Raw genomic sequence first — 23,945 nt, forward strand, 5'->3', positions numbered from 1 at the left:
TTAAAGTCCCATATATAAAACTTTAATCTATTTTATAATCAAGTAAATTTTTAAAAAATTGCTACTTATATGCAATATATCTACTTCTTAAAATACTTGATTTTAAATTCTTTAGCAATATTATGAGTGATATGTAATAAGAAAAATTAAAATAGGAAATAAAAATATTTCCTATTTTGTAATCACACTGGAATTACTCTAATGTTTGGACTAAGATTTTCTTGAAGAATATTTTCAATAGCATATAATGTCCCAGTGCTTCCACTAGAACAGCCACTACATGCGCCTAGATATCTAATATATAAATCACACATTCCATCGCTACTTTTTTGAATATCAATTACTTCTAAATCTCCACCATCCATATGTAGCATTGGGCGAATTTCAGTATCTAATAATTCTTCAACTGCTTTAATTTGTTTTACAACGGTTAAATCATCAAAATTATCACTTAAATTAGCTTTTTTCAAGCGTTCTTTATCCATTTCAGCTCTAGTTTCAGCCAATATATCAACCAAATAATACTCTCTTTTTTCATGACCACCAGGTCTTACACAAGATTTGCAAAAGCCACCTGCTTTAGTATATTGAGTAATTTGCTCAACTGATTTTAAATCATTTAATTTTATTACTTCTTTAATAGTTTTTAGGCTTACTCTAGCACATTCACAAACTATAATCTCATCTTCAAAATCTTCAGGGTTAATACCTTTATATTGAGCTGCTGCAGCTTTTATAACATCATACGCCATTACACTGCAATGCATTTTTTGAGGTGGAACTGCAGGAGTATCAGGATTATCACGCATTGCAAATTCCACATCTATATTTGTAATTTTTACAGCTTCATCAACACTTTTACCTATACAAAGTCCTGCCATTGTATCACTACTAGCAATTGCAGTCCCACAGCCAAAGCTTTTAAATTTTGCGTCCTTAATAATATTAGTAGCTTCATCTACTAACCAATAAAGCCTAACAGCATCGCCACAACTTTCAGCTCCAAAATCAGCAACTATTAATCTTGTATTAGTAGCTTTTGCGTCTTCTTCTGTAAGCTCACCCATATGAATTGGATTATTCATTAAATCTTGAACTTTTTGTGAATATTCATCCCAAATTGAACCACTTATTAAATTATTTTTTGCCATTATTTATCCTTTTTAAGCCAGCTTGGAGAATAAGCGTAAGTGCTAGAAATTGCTCTTAAACGCTTAGCTGCTGCTTTAATTTGTTCTGCTGCGTAATCAATTTCACTTTCTGTATTAAAACGACTAAGACTTAATCTTAAAGCCGTATGAGCTAAATCAGCTTCAGCTCCTATTGCTTCCATAATAGGATTACTCTCAAGAGTTTCAGAAGCACAAGCACTTCCTGTACTTGCTGCAATTCCAGCCTTATTTAAATCCCATAGCATCGCTTCACCTTCAACACCCTTAATACTTGCTAAAATAGTATTAGGAACTCTATTTGCCCTACTTCCTACTACACTAACATCAGGAATTGTTAAAATCTCATCTTCTAATTTATCTCTTAATCTTCTTATATGAGAATTTTCATAATCAAGCATTAAATTAGCAAGTCTTAATGCTTCTGCCATTCCAACTATTCCAGCTACATTTAATGTCCCACTTCTACGACCACCCATATGCTCTCCGCCGTGAAGTAATGAAGTAAGTTTTAAACCTTGTTTTATATAAAGACCACCAACGCCTTTTGGCCCGTGGAATTTGTGTGCTGAAAATGACGCAAAATCAACTCCTGCACTTCTAAAATCAACTTTTATTTTACCAACTGCTTGGGTTGCGTCAGTGTGAAATAAAGCTCCGTGCTCATGTGCAACTTGAGCTAATTCCTTAATAGGGAAAATCATTCCTGTTTCGTTATTTGCCCACATAACATTCACAAGTGCTGTTTTATCGCTTATCATTGCTTTTAAATCATCAACATTGCAAGTGCCTTCGCTATTTACAGGTAAAGTTTTAACCTTAACACCTAATCTAGCTTCTAAAAAAGCACAGGCTGCACCAACTGCTGGGTGTTCAACCCCACTTATAATGATTTCGTTTTTATCTTTATTTAAAATCTCATCAAAATAAATTCCTTTTAAAACCCAGTTTATGCTTTCAGTAGCACAAGATGTAATAATCACATCATCTAAATCACTCGCTCCTAATCCGCTATATAATTTATTTAAAGCATCATTTAATGCTTTATGAGTAGCTTGACCATAGCGATGAAGTGAATTTGGATTACCATATATATTTTCTAAATACGGCTTCATTAATTCAAAAACGCTTGGGTCTATCATAGTAGTAGCGTTATTGTCTAAATAAATTTCTTTCATAACCTTTCCTTTTCCTAAAGCTTTTTTATCCATTTTTTAAAATGGGATAAAAATTATCTTTTATAAATAATATTCCAAATTATTAAATGAATTACTATTCTTCTATTCTTATTAAATTAATTTCATCTTTTACAAATTCTTGAACTTGTAATTCTTGCAATAATTTATTGATTTTTGCTTCATTTGCAAGATGAGTTGTAATAAAAATCGTTCTTGATTGATTTTTTGATGGGCGTTGCATTAGACTATCTATGCTAATTTCATTATTACTCATTAAACTTGTAATTTTGTTTAAAACACCTATCTTATCATCTACACTTAATCTTAAATAATATTTAGAAGTTATATCGCAAGTTGATACTAAAGATACCACTGGTAATTCATTATATCCTAGCATTTTACGAGTTTTATTATCAGCTATTTGCATTAAATCGCTTAAAACAGCACTAGCAGTCTCAAGACTTCCTGCACCTGCTCCATAATACAAACTCTCTCCTAAAGCATTATCATTAAGTAAAATAGCATTCATAGAATTATTTACACTAGCTAAGATATGATTTTTATCTATTAATGTTGGATGAACTCTAATTTCTACCTTATCATTATTTTGTTTTGCAATTGCTAAAAGCTTAATTCCAAATTCAAATTCTTTAGCAAAATAAAAATCATCATTGCTAATCTTATCAATTCCTTGAACCAAAATATCTTCAGGTTTTATATTAACTCCATAAGCAAGACTTGCTAAAATGGTTAGTTTATGTGCTGCGTCCATTCCGTTAATATCTAATGTAGGATCAGCCTCTGCATAGCCTAATTCTTGAGCTTGTTTTAAAGCTATTTCATAACTTAAGCCTTCATTTTGCATTTTTGTAAGAATGTAATTTGAAGTGCCATTTAATATACCTTTAATACAATTAAATTTATTCGCACTTAAACCTTCTTTGATAATTTTAATAATGGGCACACCACCAGCAACACTTGCTTCATAGCCAAAATATTGATTAGGCTTTAGCATATTTTCAATATCGTAACGATAATAAGCAAGTAAAGCTTTATTAGCTGTTATTACATGTTTTCCTTTTTCAAGAGCTTTTTTAATGCACTCATAAGCAAATGTAGTCCCGCCCATTAATTCGCACACTACATCACAATCGCTATTTAAAATATCTTCAAAATTACTTGTTTGAGTATAAGGACAATTTGCCTTATGCTCTCTTGTATAAACTAAAGAAATTTCTAATTTTTTGCCTAGTCTTTTTTGAATTAATTCAGAATTTGTTTTGATTAATTTTGCTACACCACTAGCAACCGTTCCATACCCTAATAAAGCTATTTTCATTACATTCCCTTTATATTTAATCCTAATCTAATATTTTCTAGCGTAAAAGCATCTCCTACTATCATATAAGCACACATTTTAGGAACTGCTACATTTAATTCTTTAAAATTATTTTCACTTTTATAAGTTGAAATAAGATTTAAATTCTTATCTAAAAATTCAATCTTTGGATACCAAATATTATTTAAATTTCTATCAATTACGAGCTTAGAAATATTATTCACTTTTATAAAATACGCATCAAGTGGTTTAGTAAGCTCTAATAAATCGCCTTTATTTAATTCAAAATCAGCTTGTATATTTGCTCTACTAAAATCAAGTTCATAACTAAATTCATTCTGATTTCTTCTAGCATCTATTATATATACTCCTGTCTTTTTTAAAGCTTCGTATAAAGCACCTGGGTCTATACTAAATTTTGAATTAATCGTAAAAGCAACACTAATTTCATCATTATTTTTTACATATTCACTAACTAAATAATAATTAATTCCTATTTGCTCATAAGCTTTTGTAATAGCCTTTAAAAATATCCCTGCTTTTGCCTTTGCGCTAAATTTAATTTGCATATTTGTAGCGTTTGAATAAGCATAAGTTAATAAAGAATTCATTTTTAAAACTTGAGTAATTGCTTTAATATTTGGCATATTTCCTTGCATATAAGACCCGCTAGGAAATAATAATCTAAGCTTTGCATCTTTGCTATCGTCATTTACTAATTTTGAAGCTATTTCATAAGAAGAAGTAGCATATGAAAAACTAGCTAATACAAATAAACATATTAATTTTTTCATTATTTTGCCTTATCTAATTTTGTATATTCTTTTTGACTTAAAAAAGTAACTTTTCCATCTTTAAATAAAATATATCTAGCATCATTTGTGGTAGGTAATTCTATCTTAGAACCATCTAATTCAAGGGTGAATAAGTTATTACCAACAAAAATTAAAGAGTCTTGAGTAAAACTAGCACTTTTTACTATCATATAATTTTTATTTTCTTTTGTTTTTAAATTCTTAACACTAACCCAAACCTTAGAATTTGGACTTAATAATAATTTATTATCTTTTTTAATCTCTACTTTAGGCTCTATAATCTCTGCTTTTTCTTCTTTAATTTCATTAGATTTTACTTCTTGAACTTTAACTTCTTGAGTTTTAATCTCTTGTGGTTTTATTTCAGGAATAAGCTCTACTTGTGCTGGAATTTGAATTGTTTCTTCTTTTGTATTTATCTTACTTTCTTCTAAATTTTCAGGCTTTTTATCTTCTTTTACTTCTTCAAGCTTTTTCTCTACTAAAGGAGTAGCTGGTTTTATTTCTTCTTTTACTTCTTTAATAGGTTCTATTTGAGTTTTGGTTTGTGTAGAATTTTCTTGCTGATTTACTTGCAATTCTTCTATTGGTTTTTCTTGAGTTGTGGTATTTTCTACTACTTCTTGAGAATTTTCATCATAATAATTAAAATAATAAAAAACCCCAGCTATTACAATAATAGTAGCTAAACTAAGATATATAAAATAAGCTAAATTACTATTTGATTCCTTATCAGAGTTATAACCCATTACTTTAGGTTTTACTTTTAAAGAATTTTTTTTGTCCTTAAAATGATTGTTTTTATATTCATTATATTCATTTAACCATTCGCTAAAATCAATATTATATTCACGCTCTAAAATCTTTATATTCATTGCAATATTAACACTACTTAAATTCTCATAATCTTTATTAATTATTGCTTTAATTCTAGCTTCATCTAAGTGAGTTTTTAAAGCTATTTCTTTAACAGAAAAACTTTTTAAATAATCTACTTCATTCATTTATCATCCTATCGCCTAAAATAGCAAAAGCATTACTAACATTTAGGCTATCAAAATTATTTTTCATAGTAATTTTTACTTCTTCATTACAAGATTTAATAATCTTAGAACTAAGTCCATTACCTTCGCTACCCATAACTAAAACCGATTTTGTAGCATATTTTATTTTATTATGCTCTTTAGCGTTTTCTGAATTATTTGCAGCATAAAAGCTAAAACCAACTTGCTTAAATTCATTAACCAAGCTTAAAATATCCTTAGTAAATGCTAATTTTAATTCAAGTAAAGCACCAGCACTAGAACGCATAACTGCTTCTATATTAATATTATTTCCTGAATGAATAATCCCATCAAACCCTAAAGCATAAGCACTTCTAGCAATTGAACCTATATTTCCAACATCGCTTAATTCGTGCAATAAAACAATTTTTTCAAATTTTTTAAACTCATTTATATTTGCTAATTCGTATTCGCTAACTTTTGCTAAATAGCCTTGATGATTTCCACCCTTTGCCATTGCTTGAGCTTTAATAAAATCTAACTTATGGATTTTTTTGCCTAATTTTGTAATTTGTCTAAAGCTATCTTTATCTAAATCTTTTGCCAAATATATTTCTTCTATTTTTTCAGGATGTTTTGTAATATAGTGCATTAGCACTTGTTTGCCGTAAATTATCATTTTTCACTCTTTAATAAATTTTCATAATTTTGTTTTGGGCTAAGCCCATTTAATTTACTCAATAATTTCGCTTTATCTTTTAAACTTATATTAAGATTTAAAATATCTTGAGAATTTATATTAGAATTTGAAATAGAATTTTCATTATTTATAACCACTACCCATTCGCCTTTTAAATTCTCATTTTTTAAAATATTTGCTAGATTTTTAGCAGTATTTTTGTATGTTTTTTCATACATTTTTGATATTTCTTTAATTAAAAATAATTCTTTATCTTCATCAATTTTTGCAATATCTAATACTAAATCCAAAATCCTTGTAGGAGCTTCATATATAATAGTCGGATAGCTTTGATTTAGAGCATTTTCTATTTGAGCTTGACGATTTTTTTTGATATTTAAAAATCCTAAAAATATAAATTCCTTATCAGAAAACCCACTTGCAACAAGTGCAGTAATAGCAGCATTTGCACCAGGCAAAACACTATATTTTATATCATTTTCTTGAGCATATTTTACTAGTGAAATTCCAGGATCACTTATGCAAGGCATACCTGCATCACTCAAATAAGCTATATTTTTAGAAAAATCAATTTTAGAAAAATCAAAATCTTTTTCATTGTGTGAATGTAGTGATATGAAATTATTTATATTAAATTCTATATTATATTTACTACTTAATAAATTAAGTAAAGCCTTACAAACTCGCACATCTTCACAAAAAATTAACTCGCAAACTTGTAAGACTTCTAAAGCACGATATGAAATATCGCCTAGATTTCCTATTGGTGTAGGAACGAAATAAAGCATTATTGCATTGAATATTTTTTCTTAAACTTCTCAACTCTACCTGCAGCATCTACGATTTTTTCACTTCCTGTGAAAAATGGATGACAACTTGAGCATATATCTACTCTTAATTCTTCTTTATTTGATTTAGTTACAAAAGTATTTCCACAAGCACAAGTTACAGTGCATTTTTTATAATCTGGATGAATGTCTTTTTTCATAATATTTTCCTTTTTGGCATAAATAAAGCTGTGATTGTATCTTAAATTACATTAAATCTACATTAAAATTTTTGAACTTATGCTTATAATGGCTGTTTTTGCTTTTAAAATATTTGTAATTTTTAGACCTTGAGTTTTAAATAAATTCCTTTCTTTTTCACTAAAACCACCTTCAGGGCCAATTACATATAAACAATCTTTATTAAACTCGCATAAATCATTTTTATTAAAATCAATTAAAACAAAATCATTATAAAGTTTTTTAAGTTCGGCTAAATTATTTAAAATTGTGATTTTTAAAATATCAGCCCTAGCACATTGTGAGCTTGAATTATGCAAAATCTTTTCAAGTTTAGCTAATTTTTTATCATCAAATTTATAAGATTTTTGAGAAAAATCTGTATAAACTAAAAATAATTCTTCTAATCCTAATTCATTTAAATAAGGTGCAATTTCAAAAATACTATCAATTTCTATCATAGCAAGTGCAATTTTTACACCACTTTTATTTGCTTTAAATTCACATTGTTCTAGCATTTTTAAAATGATTTTATTTCTTTGCATAAATATTATTTCATATTTATACAAAAACCCATCTAATCTACTGATATTTACTATATTTCCTATTTGTTCTCGTCTAGCTTTAAAATGAGATACTAATTCACTATCTAAAACAATTTCTTCACTACCTGCTAAATCATTAAAATAGTAAAACATTGTTAAATCCTGCAATTAAAATAGCAAATAATTTTATTAGCTCTAAAAATAAACTTAATTTTTTAAATTTTAAATATTCTTTGCTTTTTCTATATTTTTTAAATTTAATAAATTGAAATATAGAAATTCCTAAAATTAAAATAACAGCAAATAGCATTAAAAATCTAAAATCATTAAAGCCTTTCATAGCTTCAATAATAATGCCTGTAAAAAACACACAAACAATTATCGTATAATAAGCAGGCAAAAGCACTCTGATTCTAAAAATATATTTATGAATGTCCTTTAAATATTGTGAAAAAACAAAATATAAAAGTTCTAAAATTATTAAAATATATACAAAAAACAAATGCACACTTATAAAATCACTCATTAAAAACTCCGATTAAAATAATAAAGAATTTGTAACACCAGCAAATATGATTAAAAATATTTTTAATATCTCAAAAACAATACTGAATAATTTAAAATTAAAGCTTTTTTTTGCTTTTTTTATCTTATTAAAAATTACAAGCTGTCTAATGCTAAGATAAAAAATCAAAATCCAACTTAAAAATAAAAAAATCTTAAAATTAAAAAATGCCTTAGTAGCTTCAATAAACATACCACTTAATAACACCAAAACTAAGGCTATAATTTGTATTGGACTAATAATTGAAATTCTTGAAATAAATTTATTAATATCCTTACAACATTGAGAAATAAACAAATAAGAAAATTCTAAAGCTACCAAGCAATACACAAAAAACATATGAATGCCAATAATACTCATTAAACTTCCTTTGGATTTATAAAAATCTCATTATTTTTAATTTTTTCAAATAAATTTATATCACTAAAATCTTCTAAAATCGCCTTAGAAAAAGTTATTTCATTTAAATTAATTATAGGCTCATCATTATAAAAAGCATCATCATATTCACATTCAGCCCAGCCTGTTCTAGTCTCATTTAGTCTGATTTTATCTACTCTTACATTCTCATCATTGTGCATTTTTGAATTTTGTAAAATCTTAGAAATTAATATAAAAAACACTATGCTAAGATTTTCTGCACTGATATTACAAGGTAGCTCAACCCACCTAGCTGAATGCTTTTTAATATCATTTACATACTCTAAATCATCGTATTTATAAACACAAGTGCTATGGTCAAACGCATCTATTATTTGCTTAATATTTCCCTTTAAAAGCCCGAAATCATAAACCATTCCCGCTTTATCAAGAGTATTTGCATATAAAATTAATTCTAATTTATAAGAATGTCCGTGAATGCTAGTTTTACATCTTTTTGAACTACAAAACCTAACTATATGAGCATTTTCAAACTCAAATAATTTACCTATTCTCATACACCCTCCAAATCATCATAAATTCTAATATGTATCCTATCTGTATAATTAAAGCCATTTTTAATAGCAAATTCTAAAACGCTCTTAGCATTCGCTCTTAATTCATCATTAGTAGCACCTTTTGGCATTAGATAAAAATTAGCGTCTTTATAAGCATTTCTTAATTCAAATAATTCTTGATTATCTTCTAAATCCGCTTTATCTAAAACGACTTTAAAAAATGCTTGTTTTGATAGCTTTAAAATTGAATTAATTGCTTCATATTTTATTCTTTTTTCCTTTGGCATTTTGCTATTTGCAAGTTTTACTCCCATTGCAAAATAACAATTTTTATAAAAATCGTATTCTTTTAAACAAATACTAGCATTAGTCTCAAACTGCACTAAATATTCATTTTTTACCAAATATTCTAAAAGCTCTATAAATTTAGGATTTTCTTGATGAATTAAAGGCTCTCCACCAGTAATTACTATCATAGGTTTGTGCTTAAATGATTTGATTTTTTGAATTGTAATTCCTGTTTCAAATTCCTTATACTCATCGCTAAATTCATTAGTATAAACAGCTCTTAAAGTATCGCAACCAATTAATGTTTTATTATTTTTGCTCTTAACAACTCCAAATCCATAGCAAGAGAAATTGCACCCCGCAAAACGGATAAAATAAGCAAGTCTTCCTGCAAATATCCCTTCACCTTGAATACTTAAAAATTCTTCAACTAATTTCATCATCCACCCGTTTGTGAAAACGACCTAGCAGAGCTTTTATTATCTTCTTCGCTCCATTTATTTTTCTCAGGTTTGTTTTCTAAAACCGTATTTAAAATCTCTAAAGCCTTATTAATATCTTTATTTCTTAAAGCCTTTTTAATACTCATAGCTTCATCAAAATAAAGGCAAGGTATCAAAAATCCTTCCGCACTAAGTCTTAAACGATTGCAGCTATCACAAAAATCGTGCTTGTGTGGATTAATCACACCAAACACATAATCTAACTCATCAATTTTATATAAACTAGCAGGAGAATTTGGTTCTTTCTCAAGTGCATTTATGCTAAATCTTTGCTTGATTTTATCTAGTATTTCAGCTTCTCTTAATCCACATAATTGTCCGTAAGCGTGTTCGTTTTCCATAAATTCAATAAATCTTATTTGAATATTTTTTTCTTTGCAAAACATAATCAAATCAATTAATTCATCTTCATTAATACCCTTTAAAGGAACGCAATTAATCTTTACTTTTAACCCTACTTTCAAGGCTTCTTCTATACCTTCTAAAACTTCTTTTAAAATATCTTTTTGAGAGATTAATTTTGCTCTTTGTGGCACTAAAGTATCAAGAGATACATTTATTCTTACAAGTCCTGCTGCTTTTAATTTTGCCGCTTGTTCTTTTAATAAAAATCCATTAGTTGTAAGTGCTAAATCCAAATCGCTCTTATAATCAATTAGCATTTTTATGAATTTATCCAAATCAGCTCTTACAAGTGGTTCTCCACCAGTTAAACGGATTTTATCTACACCCTTATCCATACATAATTTTGCAAATAAAAATAATTCTTCATAGCTTAATAAATTTTCTTTAGGAACCCAATTAAAAGGAACTTTTGGCATACAATAAAGACAACGGAAATTACATCTTTGAGTAAGTGAAATTCTTAAATAATTTATCCTTCTTCCATACGAATCAATTAACATTTTTAGTCCTTATAAACTTTTTAAAATAATATTAATTGCTTGTGGGCTTTTGTTTAGAAGTAACGCTATTTCTTCTACGCTTTTACCATCTCCAAAAAGTTTTAAAATCTGCATTCTTTCAGCGTCTTCATTAGGACTTAGCCTAGTGATTGGCTCGTTTGCAAGTTCTAAATTTGCAATTCTACTATCTTGGTTTTTTGTAACTTCTTGAATACTTTCTTGAATAATACCTAAATCACTATTTAGCTCATTAATTCTTTCATCAATAATTGAATGTATTAAAAACTCACAATTTTGCATAATATTATCATTAAAATCATTTTGTTTAGCGTTATTTATCTCTGCTAGTTTTAATTTTTCTACATCTTTTTCAAGTCTATGAATAGATTTATAATTCTCATCAATAGCCTTTAAAACCCCATCTAATTTATCATTTAAATCTCTAAAACTAAGTCTTACATAAACAAATAATAAAACTATAAAAATTATAAATACAATATAAATTAATAAATCAATCCCCATTTTTTTCCTTTTTAATATTAATTAAATTCCTTTGAATATCAGCTACAAATAAATTAAGCCCTTCTGTATCATATCTTTTAATTTGAGTGATTTTAAAAGTATGCTCATCAATTGCACTAACAAAACAAGATATAGTTCTATCAACTAAAACAAGCCTTGCATAATATGTTTGATTAGGTTTTAAACTATCTTCAACACGAATATATTCATAATTTATTGAATTTGAATAGGTGCTATTATCTAATTTTATAAATTCATCTTTTTTAAGATTTTTAATCTCTAATAAATCTTTTTTAATATCACAAAGCATTTCAAAAAACAATTTATCTTCAGGATACATATCCATTTTACTAGCTCTGTGCCTATAATCTTGTAAAGATTTATGATAATTAATAGCATTATATTCTTGTAAAAATCTATCTTCTAATTCTTCACATTCTTGATAATCAATCCTAAATCTTGCTTCATACATAATCATTAGCCAACCTTTAAATCTATTATAAAAAATATCAAAAACACTATGCTAACAATAGCATTTATATCAAAAAAAGCTCTTTCTATTTTTTCTGTATTTTTTCTCACTATAAAATGCTCTATTATTAATAAAATTCCTACGATTATCAATCCTAAAAATCCATAAAATCCAGCATTTACACTAACTAAAAAAACAAACCAAAACAAAAATGCAATCAAATGAAAAATCGCAGCTATAAATAAAGTAGCCGTTTTACCAAAACAAGATGGTATAGAAAATAAATTATTTGCTTTATCAAATTCTAAATCTTGCAAAGCATACAAGCAATCAAACCCAGCAGTCCAAAAACAAACCGCAAAACATAAAGCAATAGAATAAGCACTAATAGAATTTGTAAGCACAATTTCACCTGCTACACAAGCAAATCCTAAAGATAAGCCTAAAATAATATGAGCTAAATAAGAAAATCTCTTAAATAAAGAATAAGAACCAAGTAAAGCTAAGGCAAAAAAGCTAAGATAAAAGCAAGTAGTATTTATAAAATACGCTAAAAGCACGAATATTACAGCATTTGCGATTATAAATAAAACCAAATTCCCACGCCCTACTCTACCATCTACACTAGGACGATTTTTTGTCCTTTCGTTTAAAATATCAATATCAGCATCAAGTAATCTATTAAGTGCCATTGCGTAATTTCTAGCACAAACAGCACAAAAAATAGCTAAGATAAAATTAAGCCAAATTGATGATAAACTTAATTCATATAATTTTATAGCACTAAGCATTGAAATAATTAAGAAAGGTAAAGCAAAAATACTATGCTTAAATACGATTAATTCTAAAATGTTTTTTAATTTATTCATAACTCTTCCGTTTTTAATCTAGTTTATAATATTTTAATTAAGATTTAAGGATAAAGATGAAAAAAATTGCTCTCATAGGAACAACTGCAAGTGGCAAAACAAACCTAGCTCATAAACTTGCTAAAGCTTCAAATTCTATAATTTTAAGCCTTGATAGTTTATGTCTTTATAAAGAATTAAATATTATAAATGCCAAGCCAGATAATCAAATGCTAGAAGAGATTAAATACTTTGGAATAAATCTAATTAGCGTAAATGAAAATTATAATGTAGGGCTTTATTTTGATGAATACAAAAAGGCTTTAGAATTTGCAAAAAATAATGACAAAAATCTAATTATAACAGGTGGAAGTGGATTTTATCTAAAAGCAATGCTTGATGGATTAAGCCCTAAAATTAATGATATTAATCATAATTTAAGCCTTGATGAAATCTATAATCTAATGCTAAAAATTGATAAAAACTCAAACATATCAGCAAATGATACTTATAGGCTAAATAAATGGTATAGCATTTATAAAAGCACAAATGAAATTCCTAGCCTTTGGCTAAAAGCAAATACTCAAAAAGCACTTATTAAAGAGATTAAAATATACGATATTTTATGGGATAAAGATATTTTAAACGAAAGAATTAGGCTAAGGACTAAACAAATGCTTAGCTTAAATGCTTATGATGAAGTTATAAATTTATATAAGATTTATGGTGATACAAAAGCATTAAACTCTATTGGAGCTAAAGAAATAATTGATTGTTTTAATCAAAAAATATCTAAAGACGAATTAGAAGATTTAATCACAATTCACACAAGACAACTAGCAAAAAGACAAAGAACTTTTAATAAAAAATTTAATGCAAAAATATTTAATATAAAAAGCGAAGAAGATTTGCAAAACGCATATGAAAGTATTTTAAGCTCACTTTAATAAAAATATTTTTAATCCAAATTCTAAAAAGAATTTGAATTAAAATAAAAATTATTTAAACCAAGATTTAATAGTATCAAATATCCCGTGTTGTTGCTCTTTAGCATCATTTTTGATACCAAAACTCTCATTTAATTTTTCTAATAATTCTTTTTGTTCTGCATTTATATGTTTTGGATACATAATACTAAGTTGGACAAATTGATCCCCTGTTCTTCTTGTATGATGGTTTTTAACACCTTCGCCACTAATTTTTACAAGTTGTTTATCGCTTAAGCCAAATGGAATTTGAATACTAGCTTCTCCTCTAATAGTAGGCACAATGATGGTAGAACCTAAAGCTGCTTGGGTAAATAAGATTGGAACATCTATATAAATATCATCACCTTTTCTAACAAACCTATCATCTCTTGCTACACGAAGTTTTATATACAAATCAGAACGCTCATTAGAATTAATCTCATTTCCTTTATTAGAACATTTTAAAGTTACTCCGTTATCAACTCCTTCAGGAATAGTTACTTCTAATTCTTCTTTTTTATTTTCTTTTCCACTACCTTGACAAGATGAACATTTATCTTTTACTACTTTACCTTTACCGCCACACACATCACAAGTGCTAACCATTTGGAAAAAGCCTTTTCTAATAGCTATTTTGCCCTTGCCATTACATCTTGAGCAAGTAGTTGTAGTTTTACTTGCCGAGCCTGTTCCATCACACTTAATACAATTTGCTTTATAAGAATAATTAACTTTCTTTTTACAACCAAAAATAGCTTCTTTAAAACCTAATTCAAGAGTAATAAATAAATCTTCATCAATTTCTTCATCATCACTATCGCCAAAGCCACCAAAAATATCACTAAAAATATCACTAAAATTTGAAAATCCTTCAAATCCAAAGCCACCAGCACCTGAACTACCATTAAGACCAGCTTCGCCGTATCTATCATATCTAGCTCTTTTAGTGTCATCACTTAAGGTTTCATAAGCTACATTGATTTCTTTAAACTTTTCTTCAGCATCTTTATCGCCTTGATTTCTATCAGGATGATATTTCAATGCCAATTTTCTATAAGCTTTTTTAATTTCTTCAGAACTAGCATTTTTACTAACTCCTAGAATTTCATAAAAGTCACGCATCTTTTTCCTTTTGCAATTTATCATTTATAAATTAATTATTGTTAAAATGGAAAGACTTTAATAAATAAAGGTGAAAAAATGATTAATGTAATTATGATTGAAGACGAAGTGGAATTCGCTGAGTTGATTACAGAGTTTTTAGCAAGGTTTAACATAAAAGTTACAAATTACAGCACTCCTGCTGAAGGTTTAACTGCTAACTTTAGTAATTATGATTGTCTAATTTTAGACTTAACTCTACCTGGAATGGATGGATTAGAAGTATGCAAGGAAATTCGCAAGAAGTATGATATTCCTATTATCATTTCAAGCGCTAGAGGGGATACAAGTGATAAGGTTTTAGGACTTGGATTAGGGGCTGATGATTATTTACCAAAACCTTATGAGCCAACTGAATTACAAGCAAGGGTATCATCACTTGTTAGAAGATACAAAAAAAGCTTACTACCACCTGAAGAAGAAGTAAGCACATTATTCAAAGTTGAGCATGAAAAACATGAAATTTACTATGATAAAAAACCACTAAGCTTAACACCGGCTGAATATGATATATTAAGTTATCTAGTGAAAAGACATAGCTATTCAGTATCAAGAGATGAGCTAGCTAATAGCTGTAGGTCATTAAGAGAAAAAGATAGCAAAAGCTTAGATGTAATTATAGGAAGATTAAGAAGTAAGATAGGCGATAGTTCAAAAGACCCTAAACATATATTCTCTGTTCGTGGTATTGGTTATAAGCTTCTTGGCTAATGCTGTTACACTCTATTCTTAGTAAGCTAATAGCAGTTTTTGCTATTAGCATTATACTTACTATTACAGCTATTATACAAATAACTCAATACTCCAATAAGGCTTTAAGAGCTGAAAGTATAAGTAGGCTTTATTTTGCAATATTAGCTATTAATAAATTGTATGCTAGCGGTGCTGGTGTAGAAATTGATAAATACTTACAAGATATTGATTTTCAAGAAATCACAGACAAGCGTTTTATGCGTGAGCTTTGCACAAGCAATGATAAACCAATAGACCATAAAACTAATTTTGGACTAATTCAAGGAATTGTTTATAAAGACAAATATTATTTAAAACTCATAAATCAAAAAAACAATTCATTAAAAGTTTATGAAAACACCCACAATAATAATATAAATGATGGTTTAATTAAATTATTAATATCATTAATTATTATGATGTTTTTTGCTTCTTTAATATATTGTTATAATTTAATTCAACCATTAAAGGGTCTTACAAGACATATTAGAGATTTATCAAACGGAAAAAATAGCAATTTTTCTTATTATAAAAATGATGAAATAGGATTATTAACTAAAGAATTTAATAAAGCTACTAAAAAAAATAATGAATTAGTATTGGCAAGAAGATTTTTTTTAAGAGCAATTATGCACGAGTTAAAAACACCTATTGCTAAAGGAATGTTTGCAGCAACTATGCCAGAAAGCGAAAAAAATAAAAAAATCTTAATAAGTGTATTTAAAGGTATGAATGCTTTAGTAAATGAATTTAAGCAAGTAGAAGAAATATTATCTAAAAACCATGAAGTAGTCTTAAAAGAATATTCGTATTCATATTTATTAGAGCAATCAATCAGTGCTTTATATTTAGATAATTTACAAATTATTGATGTAAAAATGAACGAAGATAGAACAATAATAGTAGATGGAGCTTTGTTTATAATATTAATTAAAAATCTATTAGATAATGCTATTAAATACTCAAGCAACCATAAGTGTATAATTGAATTTCAAAAAGAATATATTAATGTAAAAAACATAGGAGAAGAAAAAGACTTTAATACAGAAGAGTATTTTAAACCATTTGCAAGGGGTAATGTAGAGCAAAGTGGATTTGGATTAGGACTTTATTTAATAAAATATATTTGTGATACTCAAGGATTTGAGCTTAAATATTTTTACGATGATGGCTATCATAACTTTAGGATTATATTGTGATACATTTTGATAATTTATGCAAAAGCATAGGAAAAATTCAAGGAATTGGCAAAAAAACTTCTTTAAAAATGGCTTATTATTTGTGTTATGAAAATAAAAATTTATTAGAAGAACTAATGAATTCTTTAGAAAATGCTAAAAAAAATATAAAAGAATGTTCTATTTGTGGTTGCTTAAGTGAAAATGAACTTTGTGATTATTGCATAAATGATGAATTAGATAATACAATTTGCTTAGTAGAAAGCCCAAAAGATGTATTTTTTATAGATGAATGTAAAGTATATGAAGGTAGATATTTTATACTTTCAAAAACCAATGAATACTATTTAAAAAAATTAGAAAAAATGATTTGCAAATACAATACAATAGAACTGGTTTTAGCCTACACACCAAGCGTTAGCACGGATACGATGTGCTTTTATTTAGAAGATTATTTTAAACACTACAATGTAAAAGTAAGCAAAATCGCTCAAGGCGTTCCAAATGGTATTAAAATTCAAGATATTGATATTCACTCTTTAAGTAGTGCAATTTTAAATAGGGTAAGTATTGATGGGTAAAAAAACTATTATATTATTTTCATTATTAGCCTGTATTAGCGTAATATTAAATAGCATAGATGTTTATATTACACTTGATAAAAACTATCAACTAAAAGACAATGAAGGCACTAAAAATATCATCGCAAAACAAGCAAAAGCAATAGTAGATAAAATAGATAATTATGCAAAAAATCTTCCAAATTCTTTAAATTATAAAGAAAAAATTAATCTAATCAAAAAAGAAATTAATACGATTAATTTTGATAATTATCAAGAAAAAGCCTATGCTTTTAATGAGTTAGGATTTTATATAGCTCATTATTCTAAGGACTATGAGCATCAAAATATTTTTTTAGAAAAAGACACAAATAATAAATTTTATATAAAAGAACTATTAGCAAAAATAAAAGATGAAGGATATACGAAAGCTAATATTTTTTGGACTAACTACTCAATAAGACATATAATAACTTATATCAAAAAAGATAAAAATTTAAATGTATATTATGGTTGCACTATTGATTTAGATAAAATTAAAAACTTTAAAAAAATAAAGGCAAGTTATAACGATAAAGAAAAAATACTAATTATTTTTAGCACATTATTTATTATTTTTACAATCATATGTTTTACTCTTATACAATATAAAAAAACAAGGAAAAAACAATGAAATTTATTATAAATATTTTAATATTTTGCGTATTAGCAATTGCAAATCCACTACCGCCAAATGAAGCATTTAAATTCCAACTTGAAAATAATTCTCAAGCAAATTTTATAAAACTTAATCTAAATCCTGATATTTATTTATATAAAAACGAAATAAAAGTCTTATTAAACAACCAAAATATCACAAATAAATTTGACTTAAGCAATGCGGTATTAAAGGATAATGTTGAAGTCTTTTACAATACTTTAGAATTTGATTTCCCAAATTTTACATTAAAAAATAATGACAATATTAAAATTTTTTATTTAGGTTGTTCTACTGAAGGATTATGTTATCAACCACTTGTAGCGTCTTTTAATTATCAAAATGATAAATTGGTTTTAGAATACGATAACAAAGAAGCTTTAAAACTAAAAAAAGAAAAACAATCTACACAAAACGAATATGAAAGCAAGCTTTTAAATTCTTCATTTTTAATAAATATTTTAACTTTTTTTGTATCAGGAATACTATTATCTTTAACACCTTGCACCCTACCAATGATACCTATAATATCTAGTATTTTGGCAAAAAGTAGTGGTAAAAATCCAATAATTTCAAGCATTATTTATGTATTAGGAATGGCTATTAGCTATACAATAGCAGGAATAATAGCAGCTTTAGTAGGAAGTGGAGTTCAAGTATTTTTTCAAAATCCAATTGTAATCATTCTATTTTCTTTAATTTTTGTAATTTTATCATTATCAATGTTTGGCTTATTTGAACTAAAAATGCCTAACTTTATTGTAAATAGCGTAAATAAAAAAAGCTCAAAATATAGTGGAATTATCGGAGTATTTTTAATGGGGGTCTTAAGTGCTTTAATAGTAGGACCTTGTGTAGCTGCACCACTTGCTGGAATTTTAATTTATGTAGCAAATAGCAATGATGTATTACTTGGAGCTTTTTCATTATTTTTTATGAGTATAGGTATGGGAATTCCACTAATAGCAATTGGTTTTGGTTTTAAATTTATAACTGGCTCTTGGATGCAATATGTTAATAAATTTTTTGGATTTATTTTATTAGGAATAGCAATATTTTTCTTAGAAAGAATAATAAATGAGAATATTACAAATGTCTTATATGCCTTACTTGGTATTAGTTTTGTAGTATTTTTTGGCTTATTTGAAAATACTAAGAACAAATTCTTTTTATTTTTTAAAATTATTTTAGTTTTAATATTAGCTTATAGTTTTATATTATTAAACAAAACTTTTAATCCAAGTAATAATATTTCTCAACAGAATTTAGAATTCACACAAGCAAAAGAAAAATTAAATCTAAGTTCAAAAAATATTGTATATTTTACTGCTAGTTGGTGTGAGAACTGCAAAGTTATGCAAAATACTACTTTTAAAAATGAAGAAGTTATAAATGAGTTGAAAAATTACAATTTAATTAAAATAGATTTAACTAACCCAAACCAATTTGAGCAAGAAATGGCAGAGACTTATAAGGTTTTTGGACCACCAGTTTTACTTGTTTTAAACGATAAAGGCGAAGTGCTAAAACAAATAATAGGATTAGTTGATGCAAAAACTTTATTAAAAGAACTTAATTTTTAAAGCTTAAATTAATTTATTTTTGTATAATATGAGCTTTTATTTTAAGGAGATTTAATGCAAAGAACTTTATCAATCATTAAACCTGACGCTGTTAAGAAAGGTGTTATAGGTCAAATTTTAAGTCGTTTTGAAGCAAATGGCTTAAGAATTGCGGCTATTAAAAAGCTTTATTTAACAAAAGAACAAGCAGGAGAATTTTACGCAGTTCATAAAGAAAGACCATTTTATAAAGATTTAGTTGAATTTATGACTAGTGGTCCTGTTGTAGTATCTGTGTTAGAAGGCGAAAATGCAGTTGCTAAAAATCGTGAATTAATGGGAGCAACTAATCCAAAAGAAGCAGCTAAGGGAACAATAAGAGCTGATTTTGCTGAAAGTATTGACGCAAATGCAGTTCATGGTAGTGATAGTTTAGAAAATGCTAAAATAGAAATAGAGTTTTTCTTTAATAAACTTGAAATAAATTAAAATGAAAATTGCTTTTAGTAAAATTAATTCGGTAAAATACCCTTTTAAATTAGATTTTGATAATTTAATATTAGAAGGCTTTTTAAAGAGAAAAGATAATAAAATAGTTACGCTAGACGCAGTTTTAGTAGGCAATGTAATTCATTATTGTGATAGTTGTGCTGCTGAAATTGAGATTGAAATTAATGAAAAAATTAATTTAGATTTAAGCGATGGTGTATTTAAAGATGAAGAAAACGAATTAAGCGACACTATGGAATTTTATGATGGTGAAATAGACTTAATTGAAGTATTAAAAAGCGAATTAGCTTTATATTTAAGCGATTATTTTTATTGTCAAAAATGTAAATAAGGAGAATAACATGGCAGTTCCAAAGAGAAGAGTTAGTAAAACAAGAGCAGCAAAAAGACGCACTCATTACAAAATTGAGCTAGTAAGACCAATTAAAGATAAAGATGGTAGTTGGAAATTACCTCATAGAATTAATCCAACAACTGGCGAATATTAATACCTATGATAAAAGTTGCTGTTGATGCTATGGGTGGAGATTTTTCTTTCCCCCCAATAATTAGTGGAGTTATAAAAGCGTTAAAAGAAAAAGATAATTTTAGCGTTATTCTAGTTGGAGATGAAGAAAAAATAAAAAGTCAAATTCCATCAGAATTATCAAATAGAGTTGAATTTGTTCATACTACCGATGTTTTTGATATGGATGAAAATTCTACAGATGTTTTAAAACGCAAAGACAGCAGTATTTATAAAGCAGTTGAATTAGTAAGAAACCACGAAGCAAATGCAGTTGTTTCGGCTGGGCATAGTGGTGCTACAATGAGCCTTGCAACCCTTAGAATAGGTAGAGTAAAAGGTGTTTTAAGACCTGCTATCGCAACTTTAATGCCTACTTTTAACGGCAGGGTTTTGGTATTAGATGTAGGTGCTAATGTTGATTGCGAAGAAGAAAATTTATTACAATTTGCAATAATGGGCGAAGCTTATGCAAAAGAAGTAATGAATATAAAAAATCCTAAAATTGCACTACTTTCAAACGGAGAAGAAGATTGCAAAGGAAACAAACTTACAAAAGACACACATAAATTATTAAGAGAACATTTAAGCAATTTTATGGGCAATGTTGAAGGCGGACATATATTTGCTGGAGAATGTGATGTGGTAGTTTGCGATGGATTTACTGGAAATATATTATTAAAAACTGCAGAAGGTGCTGTAGGCATTTTTGCTAAGTTGTTAAAAAATGAGATTAAAAAATCATCATTGTCAAAACTTGGTTATATGCTTAGCAAAGGTGCATTTAATGCTTTAAAACAGCATTTAGACTACGACCAGTATGGTGGAGCTCCATTATTAGGAATTGATGGATGTGCTATCATTAGCCACGGAAAAAGCAATGAAGAAGCTATAAAAAATGCAATTTTTCAAGCTTTAAAATTTGCTAATTCAAATGTAAATAAAGTGATTGAAGATGAAATTAAAAGCTTGCATTAAAAGTATTGCTTCGTATTTACCAGAAAAAACACTAACAAATAAAGATTTTGAAAGTTTTTTAGATACAAGTGATGAATGGATATTAAAAAGAACAGGAATTAAGCAAAGATATATTGCTAGTGAAACTGAAAACACTAGCGATTTAGCATATAAAGCAGCTATAAAAGCTATACAAAGAGCTAAAATTCAAACTAATGAAATAGATTTAATAATAGTAGCTACATTAAGTCCTGATTATTTTACTATGCCATCAACTGCGGTAGTTGTAGCAAATAAACTTGGATTAAAAGGTGTAAGTGCATTTGATATAAGTGCTGCTTGTTCTGGATTTATTTATATGCTTGAGCTTGCTCGTTCTATGGTTGAAAGTGGTGCTAAAAAAAATGTATTAATAATAGGAGCTGAAAAAATATCTTCTGTTCTTGATTATACAGATAGAACTACTTGTGTTTTATTTGGAGATGGTGCTGGAGCTTGCGTTGTAAGTGCAAGTGAAGGTAAAGGAATTATAGATATTCATACAGGAAGCGATGGAGAATTTAAAGATTTATTATGCACTAAGCGTTCAAATCAAACAAAACAATTAGAGCCTATTAAACTTGAAATGAAAGGCAATGAAGTATTTAAGGTAGCTGTTAAAACATTATCAGATGATGTGTCGTATTTATTAGATAAAAACAAACTTAAAACAAGTGATATAGATTTATTTATACCGCATCAAGCAAATCTTAGAATTATCTCTTATGTTCAAGAAAAACTTGGCTTAAGCGATGAGCAATGTGTTGTATGTGTTGATAAATTTGGTAATACTTCAGCTGCGTCAATTCCAATAGCTATCAATGAAGCTTACGAACAAGGTCGTTTAACAAATGGCAAATTAATGCTTTTAGACGCATTTGGCGGCGGATTTACTTGGGGTAGTGCTTTAACTTATTTTGATGGAATTGATTATAAGAATTTATAAAATTCAAATCATATTACTGTTTATAAAAGAATTTAATTAAGTATATTTTTGTTATAAAATCTTGCAAGTATATTTATTTAACTTATTAATTAAAATTTTTGCAATATTTTTATAAACTTGATTATTCAAATCTTCTTTATTTTCAAGAGATTTAGTATAAATATTATAAATTATTTTAATATTAATTTTAATTTAAGTTTTAAAATGTATAATCCAAACTTATTTTTATTTTAAGTCTTGTTAGCTCAGCAGGTAGAGCATCTCACTTTTAATGAGGGGGCCGCTGGTTCGAATCCAGCACAGGACACCATTTTTTTTGATCCAGGTTTGAGACCCTTTCGTCTAGTGGCTCAGGACGCCATTCTCTCCGTTTGGAAACGAGAGTTCAAATCTTTCAAGGGTCGCCATGGTCGCTTAGCTCAGTTGGTAGAGCGCCACCCTTACAAGGTGGATGTCATAAGTTCGAGTCTTATAGCGACCACCATTCATTAAATTCGGTTGCGGCGGTAGTTCAGCTGGTTAGAATATCGGCCTGTCACGCCGGAGGTCGCGGGTTCGAGCCCCGTCCGCCGCGCCATTTAATTTTACTTAAGATAAATCAATTTTCCCAAGTTTTTTTAATAGGTCAAATTAATTTTTGTATGAATATTTTCTAACTCAATAATAACTACAAATATTTTAAAATACATTACTAAAAGCAACAATAAAATATACTTATAAAAACCTAAATTCAAGTTATTATAAAACTTTTAAAAATATTAAAATTATTAATTCAAATTCTTTATAAATTTAAACGCAAAATATATTTATCATTTAAGCTAGAATTAAAAATGGGGGGGGGGGTATAATACTTTTTTTAATTTTTAAAAGGAGTTTTTATGTCTTATGTAGAACAAGTTTTAGGCACAGATGAAAGCGTTGTTTTAAAAGCCAAAGTTAGTGTTTTTGCTTTTATAGGTGATTTATTTGCTATTTTAGTTTTAGCAATTTTAAGTATTGCTATTCATCCTTTTATTGCTATATTTATCATCTTTCTTTTACTTCGTATATTCATTATCATTACAACAACAGAACTTGCTTTAACAAATAGAAAAGTTATAGCTAAATTTGGCTTTATTAGAAGAGATACAATAGAGCTAAGATTAGAAAAAATAGAAAGTATCAGAGTTGGTCAAGGAATTCTTGGTAGGATTTTTAATTTTGGCACAATATTTATAAATGGTGCTGGTTCTTCTGCACCTGTTCCTTTTATTGGAGAACCAATAAAATTCAAAAAAAGTGTAGATGAATATATAGAAAATAAATTATCAAAATAAGCCCTATTTCTAGGGC

Annotated in this window: 30 protein-coding genes and 4 tRNA genes; 16 read left to right on the forward strand and 18 right to left on the reverse strand. The window is 27.4% G+C overall.

Annotated elements, in window-relative coordinates; translation table 11 throughout:
- Window positions 1-182: 182 nt before the first annotated feature.
- The 17 genes from AVBRAN12642_RS01920 to AVBRAN12642_RS02000 all read right to left on the reverse strand — a co-directional run bounded on the left by AVBRAN12642_RS01920 (window position 183) and on the right by AVBRAN12642_RS02000 (window position 12,819).
- Window positions 183-1,151, reverse strand: a complete 969-nt coding sequence (locus AVBRAN12642_RS01920; protein WP_214116889.1) for an iron-sulfur cluster assembly scaffold protein — start codon at window positions 1,149-1,151, stop codon at window positions 183-185.
- The gene (locus AVBRAN12642_RS01925; protein WP_214116891.1) at window positions 1,151-2,347 is read right to left on the reverse strand and encodes a NifS family cysteine desulfurase; all 1,197 of its coding nucleotides are present in this window, start codon (window positions 2,345-2,347) and stop codon (window positions 1,151-1,153) included. The genes AVBRAN12642_RS01920 and AVBRAN12642_RS01925 overlap by 1 nt, the downstream gene beginning before the upstream one ends.
- Window positions 2,348-2,441: 94 nt before the next feature.
- A complete protein-coding gene (locus tag AVBRAN12642_RS01930; RefSeq protein ID WP_214116893.1) occupies window positions 2,442-3,686 on the reverse strand; it encodes a homoserine dehydrogenase in 1,245 nt (414 codons plus the stop codon).
- Window positions 3,686-4,480, reverse strand: coding sequence for a hypothetical protein (locus AVBRAN12642_RS01935; protein ID WP_214116895.1), 795 nt, complete (start codon window positions 4,478-4,480; stop codon window positions 3,686-3,688). The genes AVBRAN12642_RS01930 and AVBRAN12642_RS01935 overlap by 1 nt, the downstream gene beginning before the upstream one ends.
- Window positions 4,480-5,505 carry a hypothetical protein gene (locus AVBRAN12642_RS01940; protein WP_336607877.1) on the reverse strand — a complete coding sequence of 342 codons (1,026 nt, stop codon included), beginning with the start codon at window positions 5,503-5,505 and terminating at the stop codon, window positions 4,480-4,482. Before AVBRAN12642_RS01940 ends, AVBRAN12642_RS01935 begins: the two co-directional genes overlap by 1 nt.
- Complete coding sequence (locus AVBRAN12642_RS01945) at window positions 5,498-6,184, reverse strand: TrmH family RNA methyltransferase (RefSeq protein ID WP_214116899.1); 687 nt, start codon at window positions 6,182-6,184, stop codon at window positions 5,498-5,500. The genes AVBRAN12642_RS01940 and AVBRAN12642_RS01945 overlap by 8 nt, the downstream gene beginning before the upstream one ends.
- Entirely contained in the window at window positions 6,181-6,993 is an 813-nt protein-coding gene (gene rsmI / locus AVBRAN12642_RS01950) for a 16S rRNA (cytidine(1402)-2'-O)-methyltransferase (protein WP_336607878.1), read from the reverse strand. Before rsmI ends, AVBRAN12642_RS01945 begins: the two co-directional genes overlap by 4 nt.
- Entirely contained in the window at window positions 6,993-7,193 is a 201-nt protein-coding gene (rpmE, locus tag AVBRAN12642_RS01955; protein ID WP_214116903.1) for a 50S ribosomal protein L31, read from the reverse strand. The genes rsmI and rpmE overlap by 1 nt, the downstream gene beginning before the upstream one ends.
- 57 nt (window positions 7,194-7,250) lie before the next feature.
- Complete coding sequence (locus AVBRAN12642_RS01960) at window positions 7,251-7,910, reverse strand: 16S rRNA (uracil(1498)-N(3))-methyltransferase (protein ID WP_214116905.1); 660 nt, start codon at window positions 7,908-7,910, stop codon at window positions 7,251-7,253.
- Window positions 7,894-8,283 carry a hypothetical protein gene (locus AVBRAN12642_RS01965; RefSeq protein WP_214116907.1) on the reverse strand — a complete coding sequence of 130 codons (390 nt, stop codon included), beginning with the start codon at window positions 8,281-8,283 and terminating at the stop codon, window positions 7,894-7,896. Before AVBRAN12642_RS01965 ends, AVBRAN12642_RS01960 begins: the two co-directional genes overlap by 17 nt.
- 12 nt (window positions 8,284-8,295) lie before the next feature.
- Complete coding sequence (locus AVBRAN12642_RS01970) at window positions 8,296-8,682, reverse strand: hypothetical protein (protein WP_336606707.1); 387 nt, start codon at window positions 8,680-8,682, stop codon at window positions 8,296-8,298.
- Window positions 8,682-9,260, reverse strand: coding sequence for a 6-pyruvoyl trahydropterin synthase family protein (locus AVBRAN12642_RS01975; RefSeq protein ID WP_336607879.1), 579 nt, complete (start codon window positions 9,258-9,260; stop codon window positions 8,682-8,684). Before AVBRAN12642_RS01975 ends, AVBRAN12642_RS01970 begins: the two co-directional genes overlap by 1 nt.
- A complete protein-coding gene (locus AVBRAN12642_RS01980; RefSeq protein ID WP_336607880.1) occupies window positions 9,257-9,988 on the reverse strand; it encodes a 7-carboxy-7-deazaguanine synthase QueE in 732 nt (243 codons plus the stop codon). Before AVBRAN12642_RS01980 ends, AVBRAN12642_RS01975 begins: the two co-directional genes overlap by 4 nt.
- Window positions 9,988-10,956, reverse strand: coding sequence for a GTP 3',8-cyclase MoaA (moaA, locus tag AVBRAN12642_RS01985; protein ID WP_214149883.1), 969 nt, complete (start codon window positions 10,954-10,956; stop codon window positions 9,988-9,990). Before moaA ends, AVBRAN12642_RS01980 begins: the two co-directional genes overlap by 1 nt.
- Window positions 10,957-10,965: 9 nt before the next feature.
- Window positions 10,966-11,478, reverse strand: a complete 513-nt coding sequence (locus tag AVBRAN12642_RS01990; RefSeq protein ID WP_214116919.1) for a helix-turn-helix domain-containing protein — start codon at window positions 11,476-11,478, stop codon at window positions 10,966-10,968.
- Window positions 11,468-11,956: a hypothetical protein gene (locus AVBRAN12642_RS01995; protein WP_214116920.1), complete on the reverse strand. Its 489-nt coding sequence runs from the start codon at window positions 11,954-11,956 to the stop codon at window positions 11,468-11,470. Before AVBRAN12642_RS01995 ends, AVBRAN12642_RS01990 begins: the two co-directional genes overlap by 11 nt.
- Window positions 11,956-12,819 (reverse strand): UbiA-like polyprenyltransferase, encoded by an 864-nt coding sequence (locus tag AVBRAN12642_RS02000; RefSeq protein ID WP_336607881.1) that lies wholly within the window; start codon window positions 12,817-12,819, stop codon window positions 11,956-11,958. Before AVBRAN12642_RS02000 ends, AVBRAN12642_RS01995 begins: the two co-directional genes overlap by 1 nt.
- 56 nt (window positions 12,820-12,875) lie before the next feature.
- On the opposite strand from AVBRAN12642_RS02000, the gene miaA reads away from it, so the two are divergent.
- A complete protein-coding gene (miaA, locus tag AVBRAN12642_RS02005; RefSeq protein ID WP_336607882.1) occupies window positions 12,876-13,745 on the forward strand; it encodes a tRNA (adenosine(37)-N6)-dimethylallyltransferase MiaA in 870 nt (289 codons plus the stop codon).
- A gap of 51 nt (window positions 13,746-13,796) precedes the next feature.
- Here the strand turns inward: miaA and dnaJ are convergent, their stop codons facing one another.
- Entirely contained in the window at window positions 13,797-14,888 is a 1,092-nt protein-coding gene (dnaJ, locus tag AVBRAN12642_RS02010) for a molecular chaperone DnaJ (RefSeq protein ID WP_336607883.1), read from the reverse strand.
- A gap of 78 nt (window positions 14,889-14,966) precedes the next feature.
- On the opposite strand from dnaJ, the gene AVBRAN12642_RS02015 reads away from it, so the two are divergent.
- The 15 genes from AVBRAN12642_RS02015 (at window position 14,967) to AVBRAN12642_RS02085 (ending at window position 23,929) form a co-directional block, all read left to right on the forward strand.
- Window positions 14,967-15,638, forward strand: coding sequence for a response regulator transcription factor (locus AVBRAN12642_RS02015; protein WP_214116928.1), 672 nt, complete (start codon window positions 14,967-14,969; stop codon window positions 15,636-15,638).
- A complete protein-coding gene (locus AVBRAN12642_RS02020; RefSeq protein ID WP_336607884.1) occupies window positions 15,638-16,858 on the forward strand; it encodes an ArsS family sensor histidine kinase in 1,221 nt (406 codons plus the stop codon). The genes AVBRAN12642_RS02015 and AVBRAN12642_RS02020 overlap by 1 nt, the downstream gene beginning before the upstream one ends.
- Window positions 16,855-17,418: a recombination protein RecR gene (locus AVBRAN12642_RS02025; RefSeq protein ID WP_214116931.1), complete on the forward strand. Its 564-nt coding sequence runs from the start codon at window positions 16,855-16,857 to the stop codon at window positions 17,416-17,418. Before AVBRAN12642_RS02020 ends, AVBRAN12642_RS02025 begins: the two co-directional genes overlap by 4 nt.
- Window positions 17,411-18,070, forward strand: coding sequence for a hypothetical protein (locus AVBRAN12642_RS02030; protein WP_239803062.1), 660 nt, complete (start codon window positions 17,411-17,413; stop codon window positions 18,068-18,070). Before AVBRAN12642_RS02025 ends, AVBRAN12642_RS02030 begins: the two co-directional genes overlap by 8 nt.
- Window positions 18,067-19,677: a protein-disulfide reductase DsbD gene (dsbD, locus tag AVBRAN12642_RS02035; protein WP_336607885.1), complete on the forward strand. Its 1,611-nt coding sequence runs from the start codon at window positions 18,067-18,069 to the stop codon at window positions 19,675-19,677. Before AVBRAN12642_RS02030 ends, dsbD begins: the two co-directional genes overlap by 4 nt.
- A 54-nt stretch (window positions 19,678-19,731) precedes the next feature.
- On the forward strand, window positions 19,732-20,145 hold the full coding sequence (gene ndk / locus AVBRAN12642_RS02040) for a nucleoside-diphosphate kinase (protein WP_214116937.1): 414 nt from the start codon (window positions 19,732-19,734) through the stop codon (window positions 20,143-20,145).
- Between the two features lies 1 nt (window position 20,146).
- Window positions 20,147-20,497: a hypothetical protein gene (locus tag AVBRAN12642_RS02045; RefSeq protein WP_267525052.1), complete on the forward strand. Its 351-nt coding sequence runs from the start codon at window positions 20,147-20,149 to the stop codon at window positions 20,495-20,497.
- Between the two features lie 10 nt (window positions 20,498-20,507).
- Window positions 20,508-20,654 carry a 50S ribosomal protein L32 gene (rpmF, locus tag AVBRAN12642_RS02050; RefSeq protein ID WP_214116941.1) on the forward strand — a complete coding sequence of 49 codons (147 nt, stop codon included), beginning with the start codon at window positions 20,508-20,510 and terminating at the stop codon, window positions 20,652-20,654.
- A gap of 5 nt (window positions 20,655-20,659) precedes the next feature.
- Window positions 20,660-21,649, forward strand: coding sequence for a phosphate acyltransferase PlsX (gene plsX / locus AVBRAN12642_RS02055; protein WP_214150181.1), 990 nt, complete (start codon window positions 20,660-20,662; stop codon window positions 21,647-21,649).
- Window positions 21,627-22,613 carry a beta-ketoacyl-ACP synthase III gene (locus AVBRAN12642_RS02060; RefSeq protein ID WP_336606713.1) on the forward strand — a complete coding sequence of 329 codons (987 nt, stop codon included), beginning with the start codon at window positions 21,627-21,629 and terminating at the stop codon, window positions 22,611-22,613. Before plsX ends, AVBRAN12642_RS02060 begins: the two co-directional genes overlap by 23 nt.
- A gap of 234 nt (window positions 22,614-22,847) precedes the next feature.
- A tRNA-Lys gene (locus AVBRAN12642_RS02065) sits at window positions 22,848-22,923 on the forward strand.
- 21 nt (window positions 22,924-22,944) lie between these two features.
- Window positions 22,945-23,020, forward strand: a tRNA-Glu gene (locus tag AVBRAN12642_RS02070).
- 1 nt (window position 23,021) lies between these two features.
- Window positions 23,022-23,097: transfer RNA gene (locus tag AVBRAN12642_RS02075), tRNA-Val, on the forward strand.
- A 16-nt stretch (window positions 23,098-23,113) separates the two neighbouring features.
- Window positions 23,114-23,190, forward strand: a tRNA-Asp gene (locus tag AVBRAN12642_RS02080).
- A gap of 301 nt (window positions 23,191-23,491) precedes the next feature.
- On the forward strand, window positions 23,492-23,929 hold the full coding sequence (locus tag AVBRAN12642_RS02085; RefSeq protein WP_336606714.1) for a PH domain-containing protein: 438 nt from the start codon (window positions 23,492-23,494) through the stop codon (window positions 23,927-23,929).
- Window positions 23,930-23,945 lie beyond the last annotated feature (16 nt).

It is taken from the genome of Campylobacter sp. RM12642 (assembly GCF_020137635.1).
Taxonomy (GTDB): Bacteria; Campylobacterota; Campylobacteria; order Campylobacterales; family Campylobacteraceae; genus Campylobacter_E.

Bases quoted from the DNA above. Each gene is read 5' to 3' on its own strand.
- AVBRAN12642_RS01920 (WP_214116889.1), bottom strand. From the start codon at position 1,151: ATGGCAAAAAATAATTTAATAAGTGGTTCAATTTGGGATGAATATTCA.
- AVBRAN12642_RS01925 (WP_214116891.1), bottom strand. From the start codon at position 2,347: ATGAAAGAAATTTATTTAGACAATAACGCTACTACTATGATAGACCCA.
- AVBRAN12642_RS01930 (WP_214116893.1), bottom strand. From the start codon at position 3,686: ATGAAAATAGCTTTATTAGGGTATGGAACGGTTGCTAGTGGTGTAGCA.
- AVBRAN12642_RS01935 (WP_214116895.1), bottom strand. From the start codon at position 4,480: ATGAAAAAATTAATATGTTTATTTGTATTAGCTAGTTTTTCATATGCT.
- AVBRAN12642_RS01940 (WP_336607877.1), bottom strand. From the start codon at position 5,505: ATGAATGAAGTAGATTATTTAAAAAGTTTTTCTGTTAAAGAAATAGCT.
- AVBRAN12642_RS01945 (WP_214116899.1), bottom strand. From the start codon at position 6,184: ATGATAATTTACGGCAAACAAGTGCTAATGCACTATATTACAAAACAT.
- rsmI (WP_336607878.1), bottom strand. From the start codon at position 6,993: ATGCTTTATTTCGTTCCTACACCAATAGGAAATCTAGGCGATATTTCA.
- rpmE (WP_214116903.1), bottom strand. From the start codon at position 7,193: ATGAAAAAAGACATTCATCCAGATTATAAAAAATGCACTGTAACTTGT.
- AVBRAN12642_RS01960 (WP_214116905.1), bottom strand. From the start codon at position 7,910: ATGTTTTACTATTTTAATGATTTAGCAGGTAGTGAAGAAATTGTTTTA.
- AVBRAN12642_RS01965 (WP_214116907.1), bottom strand. From the start codon at position 8,283: ATGAGTGATTTTATAAGTGTGCATTTGTTTTTTGTATATATTTTAATA.
- AVBRAN12642_RS01970 (WP_336606707.1), bottom strand. From the start codon at position 8,682: ATGAGTATTATTGGCATTCATATGTTTTTTGTGTATTGCTTGGTAGCT.
- AVBRAN12642_RS01975 (WP_336607879.1), bottom strand. From the start codon at position 9,260: ATGAGAATAGGTAAATTATTTGAGTTTGAAAATGCTCATATAGTTAGG.
- AVBRAN12642_RS01980 (WP_336607880.1), bottom strand. From the start codon at position 9,988: ATGAAATTAGTTGAAGAATTTTTAAGTATTCAAGGTGAAGGGATATTT.
- moaA (WP_214149883.1), bottom strand. From the start codon at position 10,956: ATGTTAATTGATTCGTATGGAAGAAGGATAAATTATTTAAGAATTTCA.
- AVBRAN12642_RS01990 (WP_214116919.1), bottom strand. From the start codon at position 11,478: ATGGGGATTGATTTATTAATTTATATTGTATTTATAATTTTTATAGTT.
- AVBRAN12642_RS01995 (WP_214116920.1), bottom strand. From the start codon at position 11,956: ATGATTATGTATGAAGCAAGATTTAGGATTGATTATCAAGAATGTGAA.
- AVBRAN12642_RS02000 (WP_336607881.1), bottom strand. From the start codon at position 12,819: ATGAATAAATTAAAAAACATTTTAGAATTAATCGTATTTAAGCATAGT.
- miaA (WP_336607882.1), top strand. From the start codon at position 12,876: ATGAAAAAAATTGCTCTCATAGGAACAACTGCAAGTGGCAAAACAAAC.
- dnaJ (WP_336607883.1), bottom strand. From the start codon at position 14,888: ATGCGTGACTTTTATGAAATTCTAGGAGTTAGTAAAAATGCTAGTTCT.
- AVBRAN12642_RS02015 (WP_214116928.1), top strand. From the start codon at position 14,967: ATGATTAATGTAATTATGATTGAAGACGAAGTGGAATTCGCTGAGTTG.
- AVBRAN12642_RS02020 (WP_336607884.1), top strand. From the start codon at position 15,638: ATGCTGTTACACTCTATTCTTAGTAAGCTAATAGCAGTTTTTGCTATT.
- AVBRAN12642_RS02030 (WP_239803062.1), top strand. From the start codon at position 17,411: ATGGGTAAAAAAACTATTATATTATTTTCATTATTAGCCTGTATTAGC.
- dsbD (WP_336607885.1), top strand. From the start codon at position 18,067: ATGAAATTTATTATAAATATTTTAATATTTTGCGTATTAGCAATTGCA.
- ndk (WP_214116937.1), top strand. From the start codon at position 19,732: ATGCAAAGAACTTTATCAATCATTAAACCTGACGCTGTTAAGAAAGGT.
- AVBRAN12642_RS02045 (WP_267525052.1), top strand. From the start codon at position 20,147: ATGAAAATTGCTTTTAGTAAAATTAATTCGGTAAAATACCCTTTTAAA.
- rpmF (WP_214116941.1), top strand. From the start codon at position 20,508: ATGGCAGTTCCAAAGAGAAGAGTTAGTAAAACAAGAGCAGCAAAAAGA.
- plsX (WP_214150181.1), top strand. From the start codon at position 20,660: ATGATAAAAGTTGCTGTTGATGCTATGGGTGGAGATTTTTCTTTCCCC.
- AVBRAN12642_RS02060 (WP_336606713.1), top strand. From the start codon at position 21,627: ATGAAATTAAAAGCTTGCATTAAAAGTATTGCTTCGTATTTACCAGAA.
- AVBRAN12642_RS02085 (WP_336606714.1), top strand. From the start codon at position 23,492: ATGTCTTATGTAGAACAAGTTTTAGGCACAGATGAAAGCGTTGTTTTA.